General features: G+C 56.7%; 16 protein-coding genes. 10 read left to right on the forward strand and 6 right to left on the reverse strand.

Going from position 1 to position 20,783, the window contains the following annotated elements:
* The first annotated feature begins 120 nt into the window (after positions 1–120).
* The 7 genes from dapE to PEL8287_RS04940 all read left to right on the forward strand — a co-directional run bounded on the left by dapE (position 121) and on the right by PEL8287_RS04940 (position 10,014).
* Positions 121–1,272 carry a succinyl-diaminopimelate desuccinylase gene (dapE, locus tag PEL8287_RS04910; RefSeq protein ID WP_085891232.1) on the forward strand — a complete coding sequence of 384 codons (1,152 nt, stop codon included), beginning with the start codon at positions 121–123 and terminating at the stop codon, positions 1,270–1,272.
* 4 nt (positions 1,273–1,276) lie between these two features.
* On the forward strand, positions 1,277–1,861 hold the full coding sequence (locus PEL8287_RS04915) for a TIGR04282 family arsenosugar biosynthesis glycosyltransferase (RefSeq protein WP_085891233.1): 585 nt from the start codon (positions 1,277–1,279) through the stop codon (positions 1,859–1,861).
* 244 nt (positions 1,862–2,105) lie between these two features.
* The gene (gene rnr, locus PEL8287_RS04920; protein ID WP_085891234.1) at positions 2,106–4,358 is read left to right on the forward strand and encodes a ribonuclease R; all 2,253 of its coding nucleotides are present in this window, start codon (positions 2,106–2,108) and stop codon (positions 4,356–4,358) included.
* 206 nt (positions 4,359–4,564) lie between these two features.
* Complete coding sequence (locus PEL8287_RS04925) at positions 4,565–5,923, forward strand: lytic murein transglycosylase (protein WP_085891495.1); 1,359 nt, start codon at positions 4,565–4,567, stop codon at positions 5,921–5,923.
* 291 nt (positions 5,924–6,214) lie between these two features.
* Positions 6,215–7,315, forward strand: a complete 1,101-nt coding sequence (dctP, locus tag PEL8287_RS04930) for a TRAP transporter substrate-binding protein DctP (protein ID WP_085891235.1) — start codon at positions 6,215–6,217, stop codon at positions 7,313–7,315.
* Positions 7,316–7,398: 83 nt separating this feature from the next.
* Complete coding sequence (locus tag PEL8287_RS04935) at positions 7,399–8,652, forward strand: TRAP transporter small permease subunit (RefSeq protein ID WP_085891236.1); 1,254 nt, start codon at positions 7,399–7,401, stop codon at positions 8,650–8,652.
* Between the two features lie 3 nt (positions 8,653–8,655).
* Entirely contained in the window at positions 8,656–10,014 is a 1,359-nt protein-coding gene (locus PEL8287_RS04940) for a TRAP transporter large permease (protein ID WP_085891237.1), read from the forward strand.
* Between the two features lie 180 nt (positions 10,015–10,194).
* Here the strand turns inward: PEL8287_RS04940 and PEL8287_RS04945 are convergent, their stop codons facing one another.
* From PEL8287_RS04945 to trpS, 3 genes are all read right to left on the reverse strand, one after another.
* Positions 10,195–10,683: a hypothetical protein gene (locus PEL8287_RS04945; protein ID WP_085891238.1), complete on the reverse strand. Its 489-nt coding sequence runs from the start codon at positions 10,681–10,683 to the stop codon at positions 10,195–10,197.
* The gene (locus tag PEL8287_RS04950; RefSeq protein ID WP_085891239.1) at positions 10,680–11,162 is read right to left on the reverse strand and encodes an RNA pyrophosphohydrolase; all 483 of its coding nucleotides are present in this window, start codon (positions 11,160–11,162) and stop codon (positions 10,680–10,682) included. The genes PEL8287_RS04945 and PEL8287_RS04950 overlap by 4 nt, the downstream gene beginning before the upstream one ends.
* Positions 11,163–11,265: 103 nt before the next feature.
* Positions 11,266–12,294: a tryptophan--tRNA ligase gene (gene trpS / locus PEL8287_RS04955; RefSeq protein WP_085891240.1), complete on the reverse strand. Its 1,029-nt coding sequence runs from the start codon at positions 12,292–12,294 to the stop codon at positions 11,266–11,268.
* Positions 12,295–12,367: 73 nt separating this feature from the next.
* On the opposite strand from trpS, the gene PEL8287_RS04960 reads away from it, so the two are divergent.
* Entirely contained in the window at positions 12,368–13,054 is a 687-nt protein-coding gene (locus tag PEL8287_RS04960) for a rhomboid family intramembrane serine protease (protein WP_085891241.1), read from the forward strand.
* Positions 13,055–13,072: 18 nt separating this feature from the next.
* Here the strand turns inward: PEL8287_RS04960 and murJ are convergent, their stop codons facing one another.
* Positions 13,073–14,614 carry a murein biosynthesis integral membrane protein MurJ gene (gene murJ, locus PEL8287_RS04965; protein WP_085891242.1) on the reverse strand — a complete coding sequence of 514 codons (1,542 nt, stop codon included), beginning with the start codon at positions 14,612–14,614 and terminating at the stop codon, positions 13,073–13,075.
* Between the two features lie 364 nt (positions 14,615–14,978).
* Between murJ and PEL8287_RS04975 the strand changes: the two genes are divergently transcribed.
* Both PEL8287_RS04975 and PEL8287_RS04980 read left to right on the forward strand, forming a co-directional pair.
* Positions 14,979–15,317 carry a P-II family nitrogen regulator gene (locus tag PEL8287_RS04975; protein ID WP_085891244.1) on the forward strand — a complete coding sequence of 113 codons (339 nt, stop codon included), beginning with the start codon at positions 14,979–14,981 and terminating at the stop codon, positions 15,315–15,317.
* A gap of 23 nt (positions 15,318–15,340) precedes the next feature.
* The gene (locus tag PEL8287_RS04980; protein WP_085891245.1) at positions 15,341–16,663 is read left to right on the forward strand and encodes an ammonium transporter AmtB; all 1,323 of its coding nucleotides are present in this window, start codon (positions 15,341–15,343) and stop codon (positions 16,661–16,663) included.
* A 132-nt stretch (positions 16,664–16,795) separates the two neighbouring features.
* Here PEL8287_RS04980 and PEL8287_RS04985 read toward each other — a convergent pair whose 3' ends face one another.
* Together PEL8287_RS04985 and PEL8287_RS04990 are read right to left on the reverse strand one after the other, a co-directional pair.
* Complete coding sequence (locus PEL8287_RS04985) at positions 16,796–19,564, reverse strand: [protein-PII] uridylyltransferase (RefSeq protein ID WP_085891246.1); 2,769 nt, start codon at positions 19,562–19,564, stop codon at positions 16,796–16,798.
* A gap of 20 nt (positions 19,565–19,584) precedes the next feature.
* On the reverse strand, positions 19,585–20,766 hold the full coding sequence (locus PEL8287_RS04990; protein ID WP_085891247.1) for a penicillin-binding protein activator: 1,182 nt from the start codon (positions 20,764–20,766) through the stop codon (positions 19,585–19,587).
* Positions 20,767–20,783 lie beyond the last annotated feature (17 nt).

Genomic DNA, 20,783 nt, shown 5'->3' on the forward strand with positions numbered 1-20,783 from the left:
TGAAATATCCGCGGCTGGTCGGGGCGGAGGCTTGGGCAAACCAGACCTGCACGATTATTTGCGCTTTGCAGCAAAGCGCGCTAGGCCGCGACTACAGAATGTCTGACTGGTTGAGGGACTATGAAAAATTCACCTGTTGATCCGATTGCACTGACCGCCGATCTGGTGCGGTGCCCCTCTGTGACCCCCGACGAAGGCGGCGCGCTTGTGTTGCTGGAAAAGCTGCTTCGCGGGGCAGGGTTCACCTGCCACCGCGTGGACCGCGGCGGGGTTGCCAACCTGTTTGCCCGCTGGGGCGAAAAGGGCGCTGAAAAAACATTTGGCTTCAATGGCCATACCGATGTGGTGCCACTGGGCGACAAGGCCGCCTGGACAATGCCGCCCTTCGGGGCCAGGCAGAAAGACGGCTATTTGTGGGGCCGCGGCGCGACCGACATGAAATCGGGTGTCGCCGCGTTTGTCGCCGCGGCAGTGGACCTGGTGCAGAATGACCCGCCCGAAGGTGCGATCATTCTGACCATTACGGGCGACGAAGAGGGCGATGCAATCGACGGCACCACAGCCTTGCTCGACTGGATGCAGTTATGGGGCGAGGCGATGGATGTCTGCCTGGTCGGGGAACCCACCTGCCCTGACCATATGGGTGAGATGATCAAGATCGGGCGGCGCGGGTCGCTGTCGGCGTGGTTCACTCTAACTGGTGTGCAGGGTCATTCGGCCTATCCTCATCGTGCCTGTAATCCTTTGCCCGCTATGGCGCGCCTGATGGACCGGCTTTCTTCACATGTGCTGGACGAAGGCACCGAGCATTTTGATGCCTCGACACTGGCGGTCGTGACAATCGACACGGGTAACCCGGCAACAAACGTCATACCGGCCGAATGCCGGGCAACGGTCAATATCCGTTTCAACGATGCCCATGACAGCAAAGGGCTGATAGCGTGGATGCAGGATGAATTGGACAATGTGGCGGAAGAATTTGGCATTGCGGGCAAACTGACGGTCAAGGTTTCGGGTGAAAGCTTTCTCACACCTCCGGGGCGGCTGTCCGATCTTGTGGCAGCGGCGGTCGAGGCAGAAACCGGCGTAAAGCCGATATTTTCAACCACCGGTGGCACCTCGGATGCGCGATTTGTCAAAGATCACTGTCCGGTGGTGGAATTCGGGCTGGTGGGTAGAACCATGCATCAGGTCGATGAACGCGTGGCGGTCGATCAGATCAGCCAGCTTAAATCGATCTATTCCCGCATCCTGCAAGATTATTTCGCCTGATTTCATGCGCCAAACACTGGTTGTCATGCTGAAAGAGCCGCTACCGGGCCGGGTGAAAACCCGGTTGGGGCGCGATATCGGCATGGTGGCGGCCGCTTGGTGGTTTCGACACCAGGTGGCGCGCCTGCTGCGCGAGGTGCACGACCCCCGCTGGCGGGTCGTTCTTGCCGTAACACCCGATCACGCCGGTCTGAAAAGCCGGGTCTGGCCCAGTCACCTGCCACGTGTTTCGCAAGGCCGAGGCGATCTGGGCAAACGAATGGGGCGCTTGATGCGGCATCTGCCCCCGGGGCCGGTCTGCATCATCGGCGGCGATATCCCGGGCATCCGACGCAGGCATATTGCCCAGGCCTTTGCTGCCCTGGGGGGGCATGACGCAGCGTTTGGCCCGGCGCCCGATGGTGGCTATTGGCTGGTTGGGATGACGCGCGTGATGGTGCCTGCCTCGCTGTTTCAGGGTGTCCGCTGGTCAACTGAACACGCCTTGGCCGACAGTATCGCAAGCCTTGGGGGCGCGCGCGTGGCGATGGTGGATGAGTTGCGCGATGTCGACACCGTCGCCGATCTGCCCGGTCGCGGCGGTTTCTAAAAATTGTGCGGCTCCGCCGCGAGTCATTTCAGAGGATTAGGGGCGTTGCCCCTCACGTTGGAACCCGGGCGAGTTCCAACGCGCACCCCAGAGTATTTCGGGAAAAATGAAAGGGCGGCAAGACTCTGGTCCCACCTGACGAAGTCACCGTACGGTGTTGCAGACCTTACAAGTGTACTTGACCTTATTTCTGACCGGCATTTTCACGGATGACGCTGTTTGTCATTCATGTTAGGCCAGCAACATGAGCCAGATGCCCTCGAAAGACGAGATCCTGCAATGGATTTCCGATAACCCGACCCAAGCTTCGAAACGCGATATCGCCCGGGCCTTTGGCATCAAGGGTGCGGCGCGGATTGACCTGAAACGCATGTTGAAAGAGCTGGAGGCCGAAGGGCATCTGGAAAAGCGCAAGAAGACCTATCGCGACCCGGATCGCTTGCCGCCGGTCAGTGTGCTGCAGGTTACAGGCCAGACACCCGATGGTGAACTTTTTGCCCGCCCCCTGGAATGGCAGGGTGAGGGAGATGAGCCGGTTGTGATGGTCATACCACGTGCCAGCGACCCGGCCCTGGGCGAGGGTGATCGCATCCTGGCCCGGCTGACCGAAGCAAACGGCGAGGCGCACCAGTACGAGGGTCGGCTGATCCGCCGGATCGGGACCAACCCTTTAAAGGTGCTTGGGATTTTCAGAAAAACTACCGAAGGCGGTCGGCTTTTGCCGATCGACAAGGGGGATGGCAAGGAATGGGATATTCTGGGCGATGCCACCGGCGGCGCCAAGGATGGAGAGCTGGTTGAGGCCGAGCAGGCCGGGCCCAAAGGCCGGATGGGCCTGCCTCGTGCACGGGTCGTGCAACGGCTTGGTGATCCGTCGGCACCCAAAGCGGTCTCGCTGATTGCGATTCATCAGCATGGCATCCCCGATGATTTTCCCGATGAAGTGATCGCTGAAGCGGACAGGATGAAACCCGCCGGGCTGAGCGCGCGTGAAGATATGCGGGACATGCCGCTGATCACGATCGACCCCTCGGATGCGCGCGATCATGACGATGCCTGTTGGGCTCATGCCGATGATGACCCCAAAAACGAGGGCGGGCATGTAATCTGGGTCGCGATTGCAGATGTGGCACATTATGTTACCTCGGGCTCTGCGTTGGACCGTGAGGCCAGAAAGCGCGGCAACTCCAGCTACTTCCCTGATCGGGTTGTGCCGATGTTGCCTGATCGGCTGTCTGGGGACCTGTGCTCGCTGCATGAAGGCGTGCCGCGGGCCTGCATCGCTGTCCGGATGCAGATCAACGCCCATGGTGAAAAGATCGGTCACTGGTTTCAGCGTGGTTTGATGCGGTCTGTGGCCTCGCTGAACTATCAGGAAGTGCAGCAGGCCATGGACGGCGCGCCGAATGATAAATGCGCGCCATTGATGGAGGATGTGATCCAACCGCTCTATGCGGCCTATGAGGCACTTGAGCAGGCACGCCGGAAGCGCCAGCCGCTTAATCTGGATCTGCCCGAGCGCAAGGTCGTGCTGAGTGACGAAGGCCAGGTCCTGAGCGTTAATTTTGCCGATCGTCTTGATGCCCACAAGCTGATCGAAGAATTCATGGTTCTGGCCAATGTGGCCGCGGCCGAAACCCTGATTGCCAGAAAATCACCGCTCTTGTTCCGGGTTCACGAAGAACCACCCCCCGAAAAGCTGGATACGCTGCGCGAGGTGGCTGAGGCGGCGGGGCTGGTACTGGCCAAGGGGCAGGTTTTGAAAACCGCGCACCTGAATGCTTTGTTGAATGCCGCCGCTGGTACGGATCATGCCGAACAGATCAATATGTCGACATTGCGCGCCATGACGCAGGCCTATTATGCCCCGTCGAATTTCGGGCATTTTGGCCTTGCGTTGCAAGCTTATGCACATTTCACCTCGCCCATCCGGCGGTATGCTGATCTGGTCGTGCATCGTGCGTTGATCAGCGCCCATGGTTGGGGCGATGATGGTCTTAGTCATGAGGATATGGAACGGCTGGAAAGTACGGCGACACATATCAGCGATACCGAAAGACGCTCGATGATGGCCGAGCGTGACACCAATGACCGCTATCTGGCGGCGTTCCTGTCCGAGCGTGTAGGTGAAGAGTTTACCGGTCGGATCAGTGGAGTTGCCAAATTCGGGGTTTTTGTAAGGCTGGATGAAACCGGGGCCGATGGGCTTATTCCGGTACGCAGCCTCGGGCGCGAGTTTTTCCATTTTGACCGAGAGGCAGGCACCCTGACAGGAGCGGACAGCGGGCTGACCATCGGGCTGGGGCAGCGGGTGACGGCAAAACTGTCCGAGGCTGCTCCGGTTACGGGTGGATTGGCGCTGGAACTGGTGTCGATCGAGGGCAAAGCTATGCCAAAGAGCGGGTCTGGCAGCCGTGGTCGTCCCGTAAGGCGTAAGTTCAACAAGGCAAAACGGAAATCAGACAAGGTAAAGCGAAAGGTGACGCGGAAGCGTTAGAAGTCCCGTCGGCAACCCCCTTGGATCCTGCCCGGGCACCGCAATCAGGGTCGCGCCGAGTAGTGTCACTGCGGGGCATCGTGATTCTATTGTGCAGGCAGCCTTGCAGATGAGCAACGACCCGCGCCCGGTTTTATGACTACTTTCGATTTGGAAATATTCGGGCTACCATGAGGCAAAAGCGTCAAACAAAAAAGGGCCGGGCAATGCGAGTGAGTATTCTGTTGGCCATAGTAACAGGCATCTTATCAGGAACGGCGGTATTGGCCGCGCCGGTTGAAAGTTCGATCAGACCACAGTTGCGGCCCGGGTCGGGCGTGATTACGCCCGCTTCTGTTGTGGTGATTGATGTGCCCGTGCGCAGCTTGCGGCCAAAGATACGCCCTGCACAGCTTGGCAATGCCGATAACAGAGCTGAGACTATTCTGGTGGTTTCGTCAAACCCTGCTTTTGATCGCTGGATAAAGGGTTTTCGCGGGCGCGCTGTAAGTGCCGGTATCAAGGGCAGTGTGTTTGATAATGCCTTTCACGGTGTACGCTTTAATGCCGATGTCGTGCACAAGGACAGAAATCAGGCGGAATTCAAAAGGCAGATCTGGGATTATCTGGACAGCGCCGCCTCGCCCCCGCGAATTGAGGGTGGAAAAAAAGCACTGAGAAAACATAGTAATACGCTAAGACGGATCGAGCAGAAATATGGGGTAGACAAAGAGATTGTTACCGCCATCTGGGGGTTGGAAAGCTATTATGGCACCCGCAAAGGTGACATTCCGTTGATCGAAGCGCTGGCGACGCTGGCCTTTGACGGGCGCCGCGGCAAGTTCTTTGAGGGGCAATTGATTGCGGCCCTGAAAATTATCCAGTCCGGAGATGTGTCGCCGCGCAACATGACCGGTAGCTGGGCAGGGGCCATGGGGCATACGCAGTTCATCCCAACCTCTTATCTGGCTTATGCTGTGGATTTTACCGACGATGGCAAGCGCGATATCTGGTCGGATGATCCCAGTGATGCTTTGGCGTCAACTGCTGCTTACCTTAGAAGGTTTGGCTGGAAAAAAGGCCAACCCTGGGGCGTTGAAGTGCGCCTTCCCAAAGGGTTCAATCCCAGCCTGGCCAGCCGCAAGAATCGCAAATCTCCTGCGGCCTGGGCCGCTCAGGGCGTTGTTGGTTTCAATGGCAAACCTGTGCCAAATTATGGCAACGCCGCAATCCTGCTGCCTGCAGGATCCAAAGGCGCGGCTTTTATGATATTTGACAATTTCGCTGTGATCGAGCGGTATAATAACGCCGATGCCTATGTAATTGGTGTGGGTCACCTGGCCGATCGACTAAAGGGTGGGCCCGGGATTCAGGCCAACTGGCCGCGTGGCTATGACCCTCTGTCGTTTGACCAGAGAATGGAGATGCAGCGCCGTTTGCAGCGCAAGGGATACGGGATCGAAAAGATTGATGGTATCATCGGGCCAAACACCACGAATGCAATTCGCGCATTTCAGAATTCTGTTGGTGTGAAGGCGGATGGATATCCCTCGCAGACGCTGTTGCGGCTTCTTAAGGGGTCTTAAAAGTTAAAGATACACTTCAAAATTGTATCAGGCTGATCCAGAATTGCCTTTTACGCCGCTCAATCAGACGCGATACAGATTTAATTTTTTTGAGCTTAAAGTATAAATTTTACAAAGCTTTAAGGCGCTAATCCGGGCATTTAAAGGTACGTCTGGGGGTGTTGTGTCGAAATGACGCCGCCCAATATTGGAAATATTTCTTTACCAATTTTTAATTCCACGTAATATCACGGTCGCTGAATATTACCCGTGCAGAGTGGCATTGGGAACAAAGGCACTAGGGAGGAACATATGACCAATAAGACGATTTCACGTCGCCAGGCACTTGCTGGCCTTGCGACAGCGGGCGCAACAACGCTGGCAGCCCCATCCATCGCCACTGCAGCTGGTGAAACCACGACCTGGAAAATCCAGACATCCTGGCCCGGCGGTATCGGTTTGCAAATATTCAAGGACTGGGCAGGCTCAATCGTTGAAAAAACCGGCGGTGAACTGGCGTTCGAGCCGTTCGGTGCCAAGGACGTTGTTGGCGACTTTCAGCTTTACGATGCCGTGAAAAACGGTGTTCTGGATGCTGTTAACCCGTTCACCATCTACGCTCAGGGCATCATTCCGGCGGCGATGTTCCTAACCAGCTATCCGCTGGGACTGCGCAACCCGCACGAGTTTGACACGTTCTATTATGGCCTTGGCGGGCTCGAGATTGCCCGCGAGCTTTATGCCGCGCAGAACATGCATTTCGTGGGTCCGGTGCATCATGGCCCGAATATCATCCATTCCAAAGTGCCGATCCGTTCGGTCGACGATTTCGCAGGCCGCAAAATGCGTGCGCCAGGCGGTATGGTTGCTGAACTCTTTTCAGAGCTTGGCGCAAAAACCACGCTATTGCCCGGCTCGGAAATCTTCCCGGCGCTGGAAAAAGGGACGATCGACGTGGCCGATTATGTGGGCCCCGCTGTGAACTATGCCCTTGGCTTTAGTCAGGTCACCAAATACATCTCGATGGGGCCTCCGGGCTTTATGTCGGTGTATCAGCCGGTCGATATCATGGATATCACGGTTGGCATGCCAAGCTGGAACAAACTGAGCCCCGCGATGCAGCAGTTTGTCGAGCTGGAAACAGCCGCATATTCCGACCATCACCATGCCGCGATCCAGGCCGCCGACCAGGCCGCATGGAAAAAGTTCGAGGCAGATGGGACAGAGGTTACGCGCCTCAGCCAGACAGATGTCGAACTGATGACCGAAGTCGCCGTCCCGATCTGGTTCAAATATGCCAACCGCGACAAGGATGCCGCGCGTGTTTTCAAGATCCAACTTGATTACATGCTGTCCGGCTCGCTTGGCTATGTGACACCTGAAATGATCGAAGGCCAAACGCTGGATCTTTGATCGAACTCTGTAAGCATCACCGTCACGCCCCTGCATCTGCGGGGGCGTGACATGTCATACGACTGACCCCAACGGAAAAACCTATGCCCAGCATTGATTTCATTTTGCCCCATTGGCTTTATTGGGGTGCACTGGTTGTCTTTCCGCTGTTCGCCATGATGATGGCGCGGCGCAAACAGTCGACAGGTTATTCGCTGCCCATTGGCTATATGATCCTGTTTACCGGGGGGCTTCTGGGCCTCCATCGGCTTTATCTGCGAAACCTTTGGGGGTTGCTTTTTCTGCCAATCTTCTTCGGTATCCTGTTCGCCAATGCGCAGGGCCGCGATGCCCGCGAGGTTGAGTCAGAGGCTGCAAATGTTCTGAACAGCGCGCAGCGTGTGATCACGCGGCTAGAGCCGAAACTGGCAGGCGCCGATGAACGTCTGGCCAAGTTGCAGGCCGCTCTGGACGAGGCAGAAGAGGGCACATTTGCGCAGAAAAGCGCTAAAAAGCAGTTGGAAAAGGCGCAGGATACGCTGGTCGCCGATCAGCAGCGAATGGAAAAATCCCGCGCAGATCTGGAAGCGGCCCGACCCAATCTGGAGGCCGCCACAGCGATGCGGGATACCTGGGCGAATGTAGCCTATGTCGCGTTTCTTGTGATCTGCGCACTTGTTGCCCTGGATGCAGTTTTATTGCCTGGCATGATCAGGCGCGCCCGTGAAAAACTGGCGATGGAAGAGGCCAGTACCATAGCCTCTGCTGGAACGCTTGAGGCGATAGAGGCCGAGGCCGCAGCCAAACTAGCCGCTATCGAAGCCGAAGAAATAAAGGGTGACATGGCCCATATCGGAACCGGCTGGACCGGCGCTATTGATCGCATGTCTTATTTCGCCGGCGAGTTCGTCAGTTACTGGGCGGTGATCGCCGTCTTTGCTTATTATTTTGAAGTGGTAGCGCGCTATGTCTTCAACTCGCCCTCAATCTGGGTACACGAAGGCATGTTCCTGATGTTTGGCATGCAATACCTGATCGCAGGTGCCTATGCGGCAATGACCGACGCGCATGTCAAGGTAGACGTTTTTTACGCCGATTGGTCGCCGCTGCGCAAAGCTGTGGTTGACCTGCTAACGTCGGTATTTTTCTTCATCTTCGCGGGGACATTGCTGGTGACCGGCTGGATCTTTGCGATGGATGCGACTGTGGTGCACGAGGTTTCCTTCTCGGAATGGACCATTGCCTACTGGCCCTTCAAATGGGCCATCGCTATCGGGGCTGTGCTGTTGATCCTGCAGGGGATTGCGAAGCTGGCCCAGGATGTTGTCACTGTCCGTAACAGCCTGCAAGGAGCCTGATTAATGGGTATCGAGATGGAAATCGGCTGGCTGACCTTGCTGATGTTTGGCAGCCTGATGGTGTTGCTGATGGCGGGATTGCCGCTGGCGTTTGTGACTGGTGGTCTAGCCTGTGTGTTCCTGTTTATTCTGGGAGATGCGCAGACGTTGAATATCGTGCCCTCGCGGATTTTCCCGTTGATGACGAACTATCAGTTATCGGCGATCCCGCTATTTATCTTTCTGGCCGCGATGCTGGAAAGGGCTGGTATTATCAACGAGATGTTCGATGTGATCTACAAGCTTCTGGGGGGCGTCAAAGGCGGCCTGGCAGCGGCAACGATCATCGCCTCGACCATCCTGGCAGCCATGGTAGGTGTAATTGGCGCAGCCGTGGTGACGATGGGTATCATCGCGCTGCCGGCTATGCTGGAGCGCAACTATGACCCCAAGATAGCCATGGGCTCGATCATGGCTGGGGGGACTCTGGGTATCCTCATTCCGCCGTCCATCCTTGCTATCATCTATGCGGTTGTTGCAGAGCAGTCGGTGGGCGAATTGTTTATCGGGGCAGTTCTGCCAGGGCTATTGCTGTCGGGGATGTACATTATCTACGTCGTCGCCATGTGTTATGCCGACCCCAAGAAAGGTCCGCCCATTCCTGTTGAGGACCGTGTCAGTAACGCAGAAAAGCTGCGTCTTCTGGGGAATATGGCGGCGCCAATCTCGCTTATTTTTGTAGTGCTTGGCGTGATTTTTGCCGGGGTGGCTACGCCGGTTGAAGCGGCTGGTATCGGAACCTTTGGTGCCTTTATCGTGGCGGCCATTCACCGCAAGTTGACCTGGACCACCGTACGCGAGGCCTGTCTGACCACACTCAAGGCGAGTGCGATGGTGATCTGGATCATGTTCGGTGCGACAATCTTTGTCGGGCTTTACGTTCTGGAAGGCGGGCAGGAATTTGTCGAGCGGACGATGACCGGCATGGGCCTTGGCCCCTGGGGCATCCTGATGCTGATGATGCTTGTGCTGATCGTGCTGGGCATGTTTCTGGACTGGGTCGGTATCCTGCTGTTGGCGGTGCCAATTTTTGTGCCCATTATCAAGGCATTGGGCCCCGAAGCCTTTGGTATGGCGTCCGAGAATGATCTGGTCCTGTGGTTCGGCGTGCTTTATCTGGTGAACATGCAGATGAGCTTTCTTTCGCCGCCCTTTGGTTATGCGCTGTTTTATCTGCGGGGTGTGGCCCCGGCGGATATCCCAATGAGCGATATCTTCAAATCGGCCTTGCCGTTTCTCTTTCTGCAGATCGTCGGTTTGTCTTTGTGCATGCTGTTTCCGCAAGTCATCACCTGGCTACCCAGGCTGGTTTACGGGGGTTAGCAAGGCAAGACCCCGCTTCGGGTAACAGAAAAACCCGCGTACGAATTGTACAATTCGTACGCGGGTTTTGTACGTTTTATGGCAGTTAAAATTTGATTACCGAAATGAGGGCTGTCCGTTTGACAGCCCGATTTTTCCGGCCGGTTCCGATATGAGAGAAAAGTTGAATTTTCAGCGGTATCAGAACGGCGCGGGTTCGCAGGCCTTATCCTTGAAGCACTGTGCGACATGTTCCAGCATCTCGAGCGAGGGGTTGGCAAAGCCGAAGCCGCCGCAAGGATCAAGTTTCAGCAAATAGCCATCTTCGGTGCGTTCCAGAAAGGCCAGAAAGGGCGTATCTGACCTTGCCCCGGCGCACCAGGGACCAAAGCATTGGGCATTCAACGTGATTGGTTGGTCAAAGGCCTGTTCAAAGCCCGCCCCAACAAGGGAATTGCCTACAAGCTGCGCCGGGATCAGCGTGTTGTGTGGTGTCTGTTCCAGCTTTTCCCTATCGACCTTGGGCAATCTGGTTTCGTCAAAATTCAGGCGGCCGTACACGATAATATAGGCCTCTTTTGCTTCGGCGGCTTCGTTATAGGTGCGTGTCACATCCGGGGGCAGGCAGGACAAGGCCATCGCAGGTGAGGCAAGTGCAATCTGGGTGCTGACGAGCAAACCGCGGATCATAGCCTTGCCCCAAATGCAGCCATAACGCGTTCGTAAACCACGCGTTTGAAGGGCACGATATTGGCGACCAGCAGTTCAGGGTCCAGCCAACGCCATTCGGAAAACTCGGGGTGGTCGGTGGCGATATTCACGTCCGAGTCTGCGCCATGGAACCGCAGAAGGAACCATTTCTGCTTCTGTCCGCGAAACCGGCCTTTCCAGATGCGCGGTACCAGATCATGCGGCAGGTCGTAGGGAATCCAATCAGGTGTTTCAGCCTCGATGGTGACAAGATCGGCTGGCACTCCCGTTTCTTCCCAAAGCTCACGCAGGGCTGCATCACGGGGATCTTCGCCTGGGTCTATGCCGCCCTGAGGCATCTGCCAGGCTGCGTTGTCATTGTCGATGCGCTGCCCGACAAAAACATGACCCTGAGAGTTGGCAAGCATAACGCCGACACAAGGGCGGTAGGGAAGGTTTTCGATTTCTTCGGGCGCCATCAGTTTTCCAGACTATTTCAATGCAAACTTGGGGTGTGCAGGGGCAGTGGTCAACCGCAATAGGATTAACCCGCACCATGTCGGCCTGAAAACGCCTGAGATTTTAACTTACGCGGGCGCCAACCATGCCGACAATATCATAGGTTCTTTGTAGTATCGGGGCGGCAATGGCACGCGCACGGTCTGCTCCGGCTTCGAGAATGCGATCAATTTCGGCTGTATCCTGCATCAGGCGGGACATTTCGGTTGAGATTGGCGACATTTGCGCCACGGCCAGATCTGCCAGCATCGGTTTGAATTCCGAAAAAGCCTTGCCGCCGACTTCGGCCATAACCTGATCGACAGTCTGGTCGGACAGGGCCGCGAAGATGTTGATCAGGTTGCGGGCCTCGGGGCGGTTCTCAAGGCCTTCTACCTCGGACGGCAAAGGCTCGGGGTCGGTCTTGGCCTTGCGGATCTTTTTGGCGATGGTATCGGCATCGTCGGTCAGATTGATGCGTGACATATCCGAAGGGTCGGATTTGGACATTTTCTTGGATCCGTCACGCAGGCTCATCACGCGCGTAGCCGCGCCTTCGATCACCGGTTCGGTGATGGGAAAGAAATCGACGCCGTAGTCATGGTTGAACTTCATTGCGATGTCGCGGGTCAGTTCAAGATGCTGTTTTTGATCTTCACCTACCGGCACATGGGTCGCGTGGTAAACCAGAATGTCAGCCGCCATCAGCGCCGGATACCCAAACAGCCCCAATGAGGCGTTTTCGGCGTTCTTGCCCGCCTTGTCCTTGAATTGGGTCATGCGTTTCATCCAGCCCATGCGCGCGACGCAGTTGAATATCCATGCCATTTGGGCGTGTTCGGCCACTTGTGACTGATTGAACAGGATGGATTTCTGCGGATCGACGCCAGACGCAATAAAGCCTGCGCAAAGTTCGCGCGTGGCATGGCGCAGCTTGGCGGGGTCCTGCCAGACGGTGATGGCGTGCAGATCGACCATGCAATAGATCGTCTCGATCCCCTTATCCTGAGCGTCGGCAAATCGTTTGAGCGCACCCAGATAATTGCCAAGGGTCAGCCCGCCTGAGGGCTGGATGCCTGAGAATACGCGCGGGGTGAACGCCGCCTTGGTCATATGTCATCTCCGACTGGATTAATTCGTCTGCCTCGCTTACCCATGGGCCATAGCGCCGTCAAGGAGAGCAGGCATGTCGAGCCCCGATAACACTAGCCCCGTCAACCCGATACCGCCCGTGGTGGTGGCCCTGTTTCTTGTGGTCATCGGCATCGAGGCCGCGTTTTCACTGGGCGCGCGAGGGTTGATTGGTGGTCCTGGCGCTGTGGGCTGGCGCAGTGCGGCGATCCAGTCCTATGGGTTCAATAGCGATATCATGAAGTGGATGCTGCAAAACGGAGTGTATCCGGGTGAACATATGATCCGCTTTGTCAGTTTCATCTTTGTACATGGCACCTTTACCCATGCGTTGTTCGGCGGGGCGATGTTACTGGCGCTTGGCAAATTCGTAGGCGATGTGTTCAGCGGGTGGGCGACGCTGTTGCTTTTTCTGGCATCTTCGGTTGCAGGGGCCGCCATCTTTGGGCTTGTCGCCGGTGGGCAGCCCTGGCTGATCGGGGTTTTTCCGGGGGTTTACGGCCTGATCGGCGGGTTTACCTATCTTATGTGGCTGAAACTGGGGCAGATGGGCGCGCAGCAATATCGCGCGTTCACGCTGATCGGGTTTCTGATGGGTATTCAGCTGTTCTTTGGATTGGTGTTTGGCGGAAATGGTGACTGGCTGGCGGACGTCGGCGGGTTTGCCTTTGGCTTTGTGCTGTCGTTCTTTCTGGCGCCGGGGGGATGGTCCAAGATTCGTGCCAAAATCCGGCATCGTTAGAGTCACATCCGGGTCGGTTTATCGTCGGCGCAGTGCCTGCCGGAATTCTTGCAGTCGGAAGGCGCCAATGGCGTGGCCAAGGCTGAAGTAGCTGATCACGCCTGAACCAATCAGCACCAGCAGTGCCAGCCAGCGCCAGCCCGCCAGGGTGAAGACCGGGTTAAGCAGTATCCCCATGACCCAGAGCACAACACCCATCAGGATCGAGGCGAGTACGATCCGCCAGACGCGTCTGCGAAAGCGGGCGTCGAACCGGGCCACATCGCCAAAGGGGCGTGCGCCCTGGATCAGTAGCCAGACCATGACCCAACCGGCCACCGTGGTTGCAATTGCCGCTGCGATCCAGCCAATATAGTAGGCCAGCCCGATAGCCACGACTGCATTCACGATCATGGCCACTACGGCGTAGCGGAATGGGCTGGTGGTGTCTTCACGAGCGAAAAAAACCGGTTGCAGGATTTTTTGCAGAACGAAAGCGGGCAGGCCCAACCCGTAGACAGCAACGGCAAGGGCGGTGGCGGCGGTATCGTCGGTACCAAAAGCGCCACGTTCAAACAGGACAGTGACCAGCGGAAAAGGGATCGTAACCAGTGCCACGGCAGAGGGGACTGTCAGCGCAAGTGAAATTTCACCGGCGCGGGAAAAGGCCTCGCGCCCGCCGTCGTGGTCATTGGCTTTCAGGCGGCGTGAAAGATCGGGTAACAGGACAATACCCACTGCGATGCCGACCACGCCAAGAGGCAGCTGATAAAGCCGGTCTGCAGAATAAAGCCAGCTGATCGCCTTGTCGAAGTTCGACGCGACCTGTTGACCGACCAGAAGGTTGATCTGCATGACGCCCCCGGCAAGGGCGGCCGGGATGGCAATGCGCACCAGGCGCGACATGGCAGGGGTCCAGCGTGGGCGGACGGGGCGGATATGAATCCCGGCGCGGCGCGTGGCCTGCCAGACCAGAATCAATTGGGCCACACCAGCAAAAGGAATGGTCCAGACAAGCGCCTGCGCCACGGCGCCGCCAGTATAGGCGGCAAAGATCATCGCGCCGACCAGCATGATGTTCAGCAGCACAGGTGCTGCTGCGGCAGCTGCAAAACGACCGGCGGCATTAAGCACGCCGGAAAATAGCGCGGCCATTGAGATGAAAAGGATATAGGGAAAGACGATGCGACCGAATTCCACGGTCAGGTCAAAACGCGCGTCGCCCGAAAAGCCCTCGGCGGTGGCCCAGACCAGCGCAGGCATGAAAACCATCGACAGGCCTGTCAGCGCCAGCAGGATAAGCGCCAGACCACTGAGGGCCAGCGACGCGAAACCTTCGGCATCTTCTCCAGCTTCGTAGCGTTTCGAGAACATCGGCACGAACGCGGCATTGAACGCCCCCTCGGCAAAGAATCGGCGGAACATGTTGGGCAGGCGGAAGGCAGCGACAAAGGCATCCATCAGCGCACCGGGGCCCAGATAACTGGCGATCAGCACGTCGCGGACAAAGCCCAGAATTCGGCTGAGCAAGGTCCAGCCGCCGACTGTCAGAACGCTGGAAAGCAAGCGTATAGGTTTCATCTTTGGGCCTTTTGCCGGGTCCGATCCAGGCAGACCTAGCGGATCAAAGCGTGCGGGGGAAGGGGCGCAAAACGGTTCGTGATTTTGCCGACCTGTAATTCCCGGGCCGGTTTGGGTGGCTTTGCGTGCGGTGCGGGCAGGGCCAGATATCTTGAGGTGTCAGGCAGCAGGTGGGGGTTTGATCCCTTTGGTGCATCCCAATCAAGATCAAATATGCCCAATTATTAATCACTGCTCCCGTGTGCGCCTAAATTTTACGCATACCTCCGGGTTCCATCCTTTGATCTTGCGCGTCCGCTTTACGCTGCGCCGCAGAGGTTTTTACGCTGCGGGTGCAAAGTCCTCCACTCCGAAAGAGAAGAATGTGAAACTGATCATTGCAACTATAAAACCCTTCAAACTTGATGATGTCCGCGAAGCGCTGGTCGGCATTGGTATTCGTGGCATGATGGTCAATGAAATCAAAGGCTTCGGCACCCAATCAGGCCATACCGAAATCTATAGGGGCGCCGAATATACCGTCAATTTCGTTCCCAAGATCAAGCTTGAGATCGCTGTCCCTTCAGCCATGGCCGATCAGGTCGTCGACACAATCGCCACATCTGCCCGTACCGGCAAGATCGGGGACGGCAAAATCTTTGTCCTCGACATCGCGCAGGCGATGCGGGTGCGCACGGGTGAAACCAACGAAGACGCGCTGTGATGCGCGAGATTAGGAAAATAGAAATGCCAAAACTCACACAACTGGGACTGGCGGCTGCGCTGATTGTCCTTCCGCAGATTGGCCTTGCACAAGAGGCTGATACGACGCCCCTGAATGCAGATATCGGCTTTATCTTCACCACCTTCATGTTTCTTGTCACGGGTTTTCTGGTTTTCTTCATGGCGGCAGGGTTTGCCATGCTGGAAGCGGGCCTTGTGCGGGGCAAGAACGTTACCATGCAGCTGACCAAGAACATTGCGCTATTCTCATTGGCGTCGATCTTCTATTACATCCTTGGATACAACCTGATGTACCCCGGCGATGCCTGGACGATTTCCAACGTGCTTGGGGCCTTTTCGGTGACCGGTCTTGAACCCGTGGGGCTGGAGGGCGCTGAGCCTGACCTCACCTATGCTTCCGTTGGCTCGGACTTTTTCTTTCAGCTGATGTTCTGTGCGGCGACAGCCTCGATTGTATCAGGTGCGCTGGCAGAGCGGATCAAGCTGTGGCCCTTCCTTGCATTTGTTATCGTGCTTACAGCCGTTATCTACCCAATTCAGGCCAGCTGGAAATGGGGCGGTGGTTTTCTGCACGCGATGGGCTTTCAGGATTTTGCAGGCTCGACCGTTGTTCATTCGGTTGGGGGCTGGGCCGCACTGACAGGTGCCATCATCCTTGGGCCACGTTTGGGTAAATACAAAGACGGCAGGGTACATCCCTTCCCCGGGTCAAACCTTGCGCTGGCCACATTGGGCACGTTTATTCTGTGGCTTGGCTGGTTTGGGTTCAACGGCGGTTCGCAGCTGTATATGGATACTGCCGGGAACGTGTCTGATATTAGCCGTATCTTTTCGAACACCAACACCGCGGCGGCGGCAGGTTCTGCGGTTGCGCTGATCATGACGCAGGTGATGTACAAAAAGCCTGACCTGACGATGATCCTCAACGGAGCATTGGCCGGTCTGGTGTCAATCACAGCCGAGCCTCTGACGCCTACCCTTGTCGAGTCAACGCTGATCGGCGCGGTTGGGGGGGCAATTGTTGTGTTCGCTGTTCCCATGCTGGACCGGATGAAGATTGACGATGTCGTTGGTGCCATTCCGGTTCATCTGTTCGCGGGCATCTGGGGCACTGTCGCGGTCGTGTTTACCAACGACGCCGCAAGCCTGATGACACAGCTTTATTCCATCGTTGTTGTGGGTGTATTTGTCAGCGTAGCCTCGACGGTTGTCTGGCTGATCCTTAAATTCACGGTGGGAATCCGAGTTGATGAAGAAACCGAAATCAACGGTCTGGACGTAAGTGAATTGGGGATGGAAGCTTATCCGGAGTTCTCTGCCGGTTAAATTTTCCGACCCAGATTACCAGAAACCCCGGGGTGTTCCCCGGGGTTTTTGTTTGGGCTCTGAACGCAGAAGCGCGTGGGAGTGCGGGTTTTTCGAAGTTTGGCCTTGGTGGTCAGTGTAAAGTAGCGGCCCCTAGGTAAAGGCCCGTTCCACACCCAGTTCGATGGACTGGCGGAGCTTCTTTTCAAGAGCTTCCTGTTTGGCCTTGGAATGGAACTTCAGGCCAAACATGTCTTTCACATAAAAGGTATCCACCACCTGTTCACCAAAAGTCGCGATCACGGCCGAGTTGATGTAGACATTGTTGTTGGCCAGTGTGCGCGTCAGGTCATACAGAAGGCCGGGCCGGTCGCGGGTGTCGACCTCGATGATGGTGTAGATTTCCGAGCCTTCGTTATCAAAGGTGATATGTGTGGGCACCCGGAAAGCGCGTTCTCGCTTCTTGATCTTGTCGCGCGATTTGATGGCGTCGCGGGCGACGACCTCGCCCTTGAGGGTTTTCTGGATCATCTGACGCAGGCGGGGCAGGCGACTGGATTCGTAGGGGTGGCCCTCGGCGTCCTGTATCCAGAAGGCGGCGGTGGCAAAGCCGTCCTTGGAGGTATAGGTGCGCGCGTCGACCACATTGGCGCCGACAAGGGCCAGCGCACCCGCCAAGCGTGAGAATATGCCAGGATGGTCGGCCAGAGCAAAGCAGGCGCGGGTCGCATCACGGTCTTCGTCGGGATGCAGGTCGATCGCTATTTCATCTGCTTTGAGGTCGCGCAACAGGCGGGCAAAAACCTCGTGTGCGGTGACATGCAGACCCTGCCAGTAAGGCGGGTAGTGCCGGGACGTTTCGATTTTAAGGTCCTTGGCGTCCCAGTCTGACAGCGCTTCGCGCAGGTTGCGCTTGGCGTCTGATCCGCGTTGCTCGCGGTTGAGATCTTCAAGCCCGCCTTCCATGGCACGACGGGTTTGTCGATAGAGTGCCCTCAATAGTGAGGCTTTCCAGTTGTTCCAGGTCCCCGGGCCGACGCCTCGGATATCGCAGACCGTCAGCAAGAGCAGCAAATCCAGACGCTCGCGGGTTTGCACGGCCTTGGCAAAATCGCGCACCGTGCGCGGATCGGCAATATCGCGTTTCTGCGCCATGTCGGACATCAGAAGATGATAGCGCACCAGCCATTCAACCGTGTCGACCTCTTTTGGTTTCAGACCAAGACGTGGCGCCACTTTGCGGGCGATCTGTGCGCCAAGGATTGAGTGGTCTTCATCCCGACCCTTGCCGATGTCATGCAGCAGCAGGGCCACATAAAGCACTTTGCGGTTGACGCCCTCCTTGAGGATCGAGGACGAAACCGGCAGTTCTTCAATCAATTCACTGCGTTCGATCTGGGCCAGATGGCTGATGCACTGGATGATGTGTTCGTCAACCGTGTAATGGTGGTACATGTTGAACTGCATCATGGCGACGATCGGCTCAAACTCGGGGATAAACACAGACAGGACGCCCAGTTCGTTCATCCGGCGCAGGGCGCGTTCCGGGTTTCCGTGCTTCAGCAGCAGGTCAAGAAAGAGTTTCTTTGCTTTTGGATCGGCGCGAAACTCGTCATCGATCAGATTGAGGTTGGCCGTCACAAGTCGCATTGCGTCCGGATGGATCAGAAGGCCGGTGCGCAATCCTTCCTCGAAGACCCGAAGCAGATTCAGCCGGTCCTGAAGAAAGGCCTTTTCATCGGCAATCGCAAGGCGTCCATGTACCTCGGTATAACCGTCTTTGAGACGCTTTTTGCGACGAAAGAGCCGTTGCAGCAGGGGCTGCGATTTGATCTGCGACGCTTCCAGTTTGGTCAGAAAGATGCGCGTCAGATCACCCACCGCCGTGGCATGGCGAAAATAATCCTGCATGAAGATTTCAACGCCCCGGCGGCCGGCAGTATCCTTGTAGCCCATGCGCTCGGCCACCTCGACCTGCAGATCGAATGTCAATTGATCGCTGGGCCGTTTGGTGAGTAGGTGAAGGTGGCAACGCACCGCCCAGAGAAAATTTTCAGCCTTGGAGAATTTTTCGAACTCTTCTTTTGTAAAAAGGCCAAGTGACGCCAGTTCGCTGACGTCTTTCACACGGTGCAGATATTTCGCGATCCAGAACATGGATTGAAGGTCGCGCAGCCCGCCTTTGCCCTCTTTTACGTTGGGTTCAACCATATAGCGCTGGCCGCCTTGTTTTTCGTGGCGTGCATCGCGTTCTTCCAGCTTGGCCTCGGTAAATTCACGCTCGGTTCCCTTGAACAGGTCCTGCCAGAGACGATGATTTAGGTCTGCGGCCAGCTTTTCATCGCCAACCAGAAAACGGTTTTCCAGCAGCGCGGTGCGTATTGTGAAATCTTCGGTGCCAAGGCGCAGGCAGTCGTGAATCGTGCGGCTTGCATGACCTACTTTAAGGCGCAGATCCCACAACATATAAAGCATGCTTTCGATCACGCTTTCAGCCCAGGGGGTGATTTTGTAGGGGGTAAGAAACAACAAATCGACATCTGATTGCGGGGCCATTTCACCACGACCATAGCCACCGACAGCAAAGACGGCGATACGTTCGGCCTCGGTTGGTGTGGGAAGTGGATGCATGACGCGCGTGGCCAGATCAAAGGCGGTCAGAATAATGCAATCGGTCAGCCAGCTATAACTGCGTGTCGCAGCATGGGCGGCGAAAGGCTGGTCAGTAAAGGCCGCGCTGATTGCGGCGCGGCCTTTGGTCATCTCTTCATTCAAAATGCCGACTACAGGTTTGCGTAGCGACGTTGATTTATCTGTCGCCTCTGCGATGGCCGTCTCCAGCCTCTGGTGGACAGATTTGGCATCGAAAATTTCTTCAGCCGGGCAGATCAGGTTGTCGGGGCGGGGTATTTTATTCTGCATTCTGTCCTATCAACGCGGCGTCAGAAACCCGCGCCACCAAAGCCCTGTGGCGCGGGCGCAATTACAACCAATTTCTGATCACGGATCGTAGCAACAGCCAGTCCGCGTTCATTTGTGCCATCTGCAAGCAGACGGAAAACGCCATTTACGCCCTGAAAGCCTGCAGGCTGGGTAAGACTTCCCCGGGTCAGAGCGGTGCGCGACCCGGATTTGGCCAACGCGCCGATGGCGGCAATCGCGTCATATGCCAGACCGCTGATTGCATGGGGTGAATTACCGTAAGCGGCTTGAAAACGGGTGATATACTGGGCGCTGCGTTGTGGGTCGGGCAGGGCAAACCAGCCCCCCTGCACCCCGGGCAGCGCCAGAGTCTGCGGCGGGGTGTCCCAACGGCTGAGGCCGATAAACTGGGTGGTTGCCGGGCTGATGCCTGCCTCGGGCAGCATCTGCGAGAAGAGCGGCAATGCGCCGGCGGTATTTGAGGTCAGAAAAATCGCATCTGCGTTGTTGTTGGTAACGGCCGCCTTGATGGCCGGGATCGCGGCCACAACGCCTTGCTGTGAAAAATCGTATCCGACGCTGCCGGCCATGGTTGCGCCGCTTATGGCGACTGCCTGCTCAATCGCCTGCTTGCCAAGCTGACCGGAAAGGTTGTTCGAATGTACGGCTACGAAGCGTTTTTTGCCCTGACGGCTGGCGAAACTGGCAAGCCGGTCTGCCGTGTTCTGGAAGGTTTGACCGAGAACGAACAGATTGCCACCCGCGATCGTGGCGTTGTTCGAGAACGCCAGAACGTTGACGTTCCTGTTTGCAACGGCAACCGCCACGGCATTTGCCGATTCAGCGTGCAGTGGGCCTATGATGATCTTGGCCCCGTCTGCCACGGCGCTCAAAGCCGCTGACTGGGCCAGGCCAGCCTGACCACCGGTGTCGTAGACCCGAAGGTCGATCTTTACACTATCCAGATCCGACGCCGCCAGACGCGCCGCGTTTTCCAGATCGCGCGCCAGATTCTGTTCCTGCGGGCTTTGTGCACTTAAAGGTATCAGAAGCGCCACGGGGACCGGCGCAGAGGGGTTGATCGACTTGCCCCCGCCAGTGTTTGACAAATCCACCGGCTGGCATGCCGCCAGCCAAAGGATTGAAATTAGGATTGTAAAACGACCGAACAGCTTGCGGACGGGGGATAAAACGGCGAACATGGTCAACTTCACTCCCT

Source organism: Roseovarius litorisediminis, assembly GCF_900172295.1.
Taxonomy (GTDB): domain Bacteria; phylum Pseudomonadota; class Alphaproteobacteria; order Rhodobacterales; family Rhodobacteraceae; genus Roseovarius; species Roseovarius litorisediminis.

Bases quoted from the DNA above. Each gene is read 5' to 3' on its own strand.
- dapE (WP_085891232.1), top strand. From the start codon at position 121: ATGAAAAATTCACCTGTTGATCCGATTGCACTGACCGCCGATCTGGTG.
- PEL8287_RS04950 (WP_085891239.1), bottom strand. From the start codon at position 11,162: ATGGCGCCCGAAGAAATCGAAAACCTTCCCTACCGCCCTTGTGTCGGC.
- murJ (WP_085891242.1), bottom strand. From the start codon at position 14,614: ATGAAACCTATACGCTTGCTTTCCAGCGTTCTGACAGTCGGCGGCTGG.
- PEL8287_RS04960 (WP_085891241.1), top strand. From the start codon at position 12,368: ATGTCGAGCCCCGATAACACTAGCCCCGTCAACCCGATACCGCCCGTG.
- PEL8287_RS04980 (WP_085891245.1), top strand. From the start codon at position 15,341: ATGCCAAAACTCACACAACTGGGACTGGCGGCTGCGCTGATTGTCCTT.
- dctP (WP_085891235.1), top strand. From the start codon at position 6,215: ATGACCAATAAGACGATTTCACGTCGCCAGGCACTTGCTGGCCTTGCG.
- PEL8287_RS04945 (WP_085891238.1), bottom strand. From the start codon at position 10,683: ATGATCCGCGGTTTGCTCGTCAGCACCCAGATTGCACTTGCCTCACCT.
- PEL8287_RS04935 (WP_085891236.1), top strand. From the start codon at position 7,399: ATGCCCAGCATTGATTTCATTTTGCCCCATTGGCTTTATTGGGGTGCA.
- PEL8287_RS04990 (WP_085891247.1), bottom strand. From the start codon at position 20,766: ATGTTCGCCGTTTTATCCCCCGTCCGCAAGCTGTTCGGTCGTTTTACA.
- trpS (WP_085891240.1), bottom strand. From the start codon at position 12,294: ATGACCAAGGCGGCGTTCACCCCGCGCGTATTCTCAGGCATCCAGCCC.
- PEL8287_RS04915 (WP_085891233.1), top strand. From the start codon at position 1,277: ATGCGCCAAACACTGGTTGTCATGCTGAAAGAGCCGCTACCGGGCCGG.
- rnr (WP_085891234.1), top strand. From the start codon at position 2,106: ATGAGCCAGATGCCCTCGAAAGACGAGATCCTGCAATGGATTTCCGAT.
- PEL8287_RS04925 (WP_085891495.1), top strand. From the start codon at position 4,565: ATGCGAGTGAGTATTCTGTTGGCCATAGTAACAGGCATCTTATCAGGA.
- PEL8287_RS04940 (WP_085891237.1), top strand. From the start codon at position 8,656: ATGGGTATCGAGATGGAAATCGGCTGGCTGACCTTGCTGATGTTTGGC.
- PEL8287_RS04985 (WP_085891246.1), bottom strand. From the start codon at position 19,564: ATGCAGAATAAAATACCCCGCCCCGACAACCTGATCTGCCCGGCTGAA.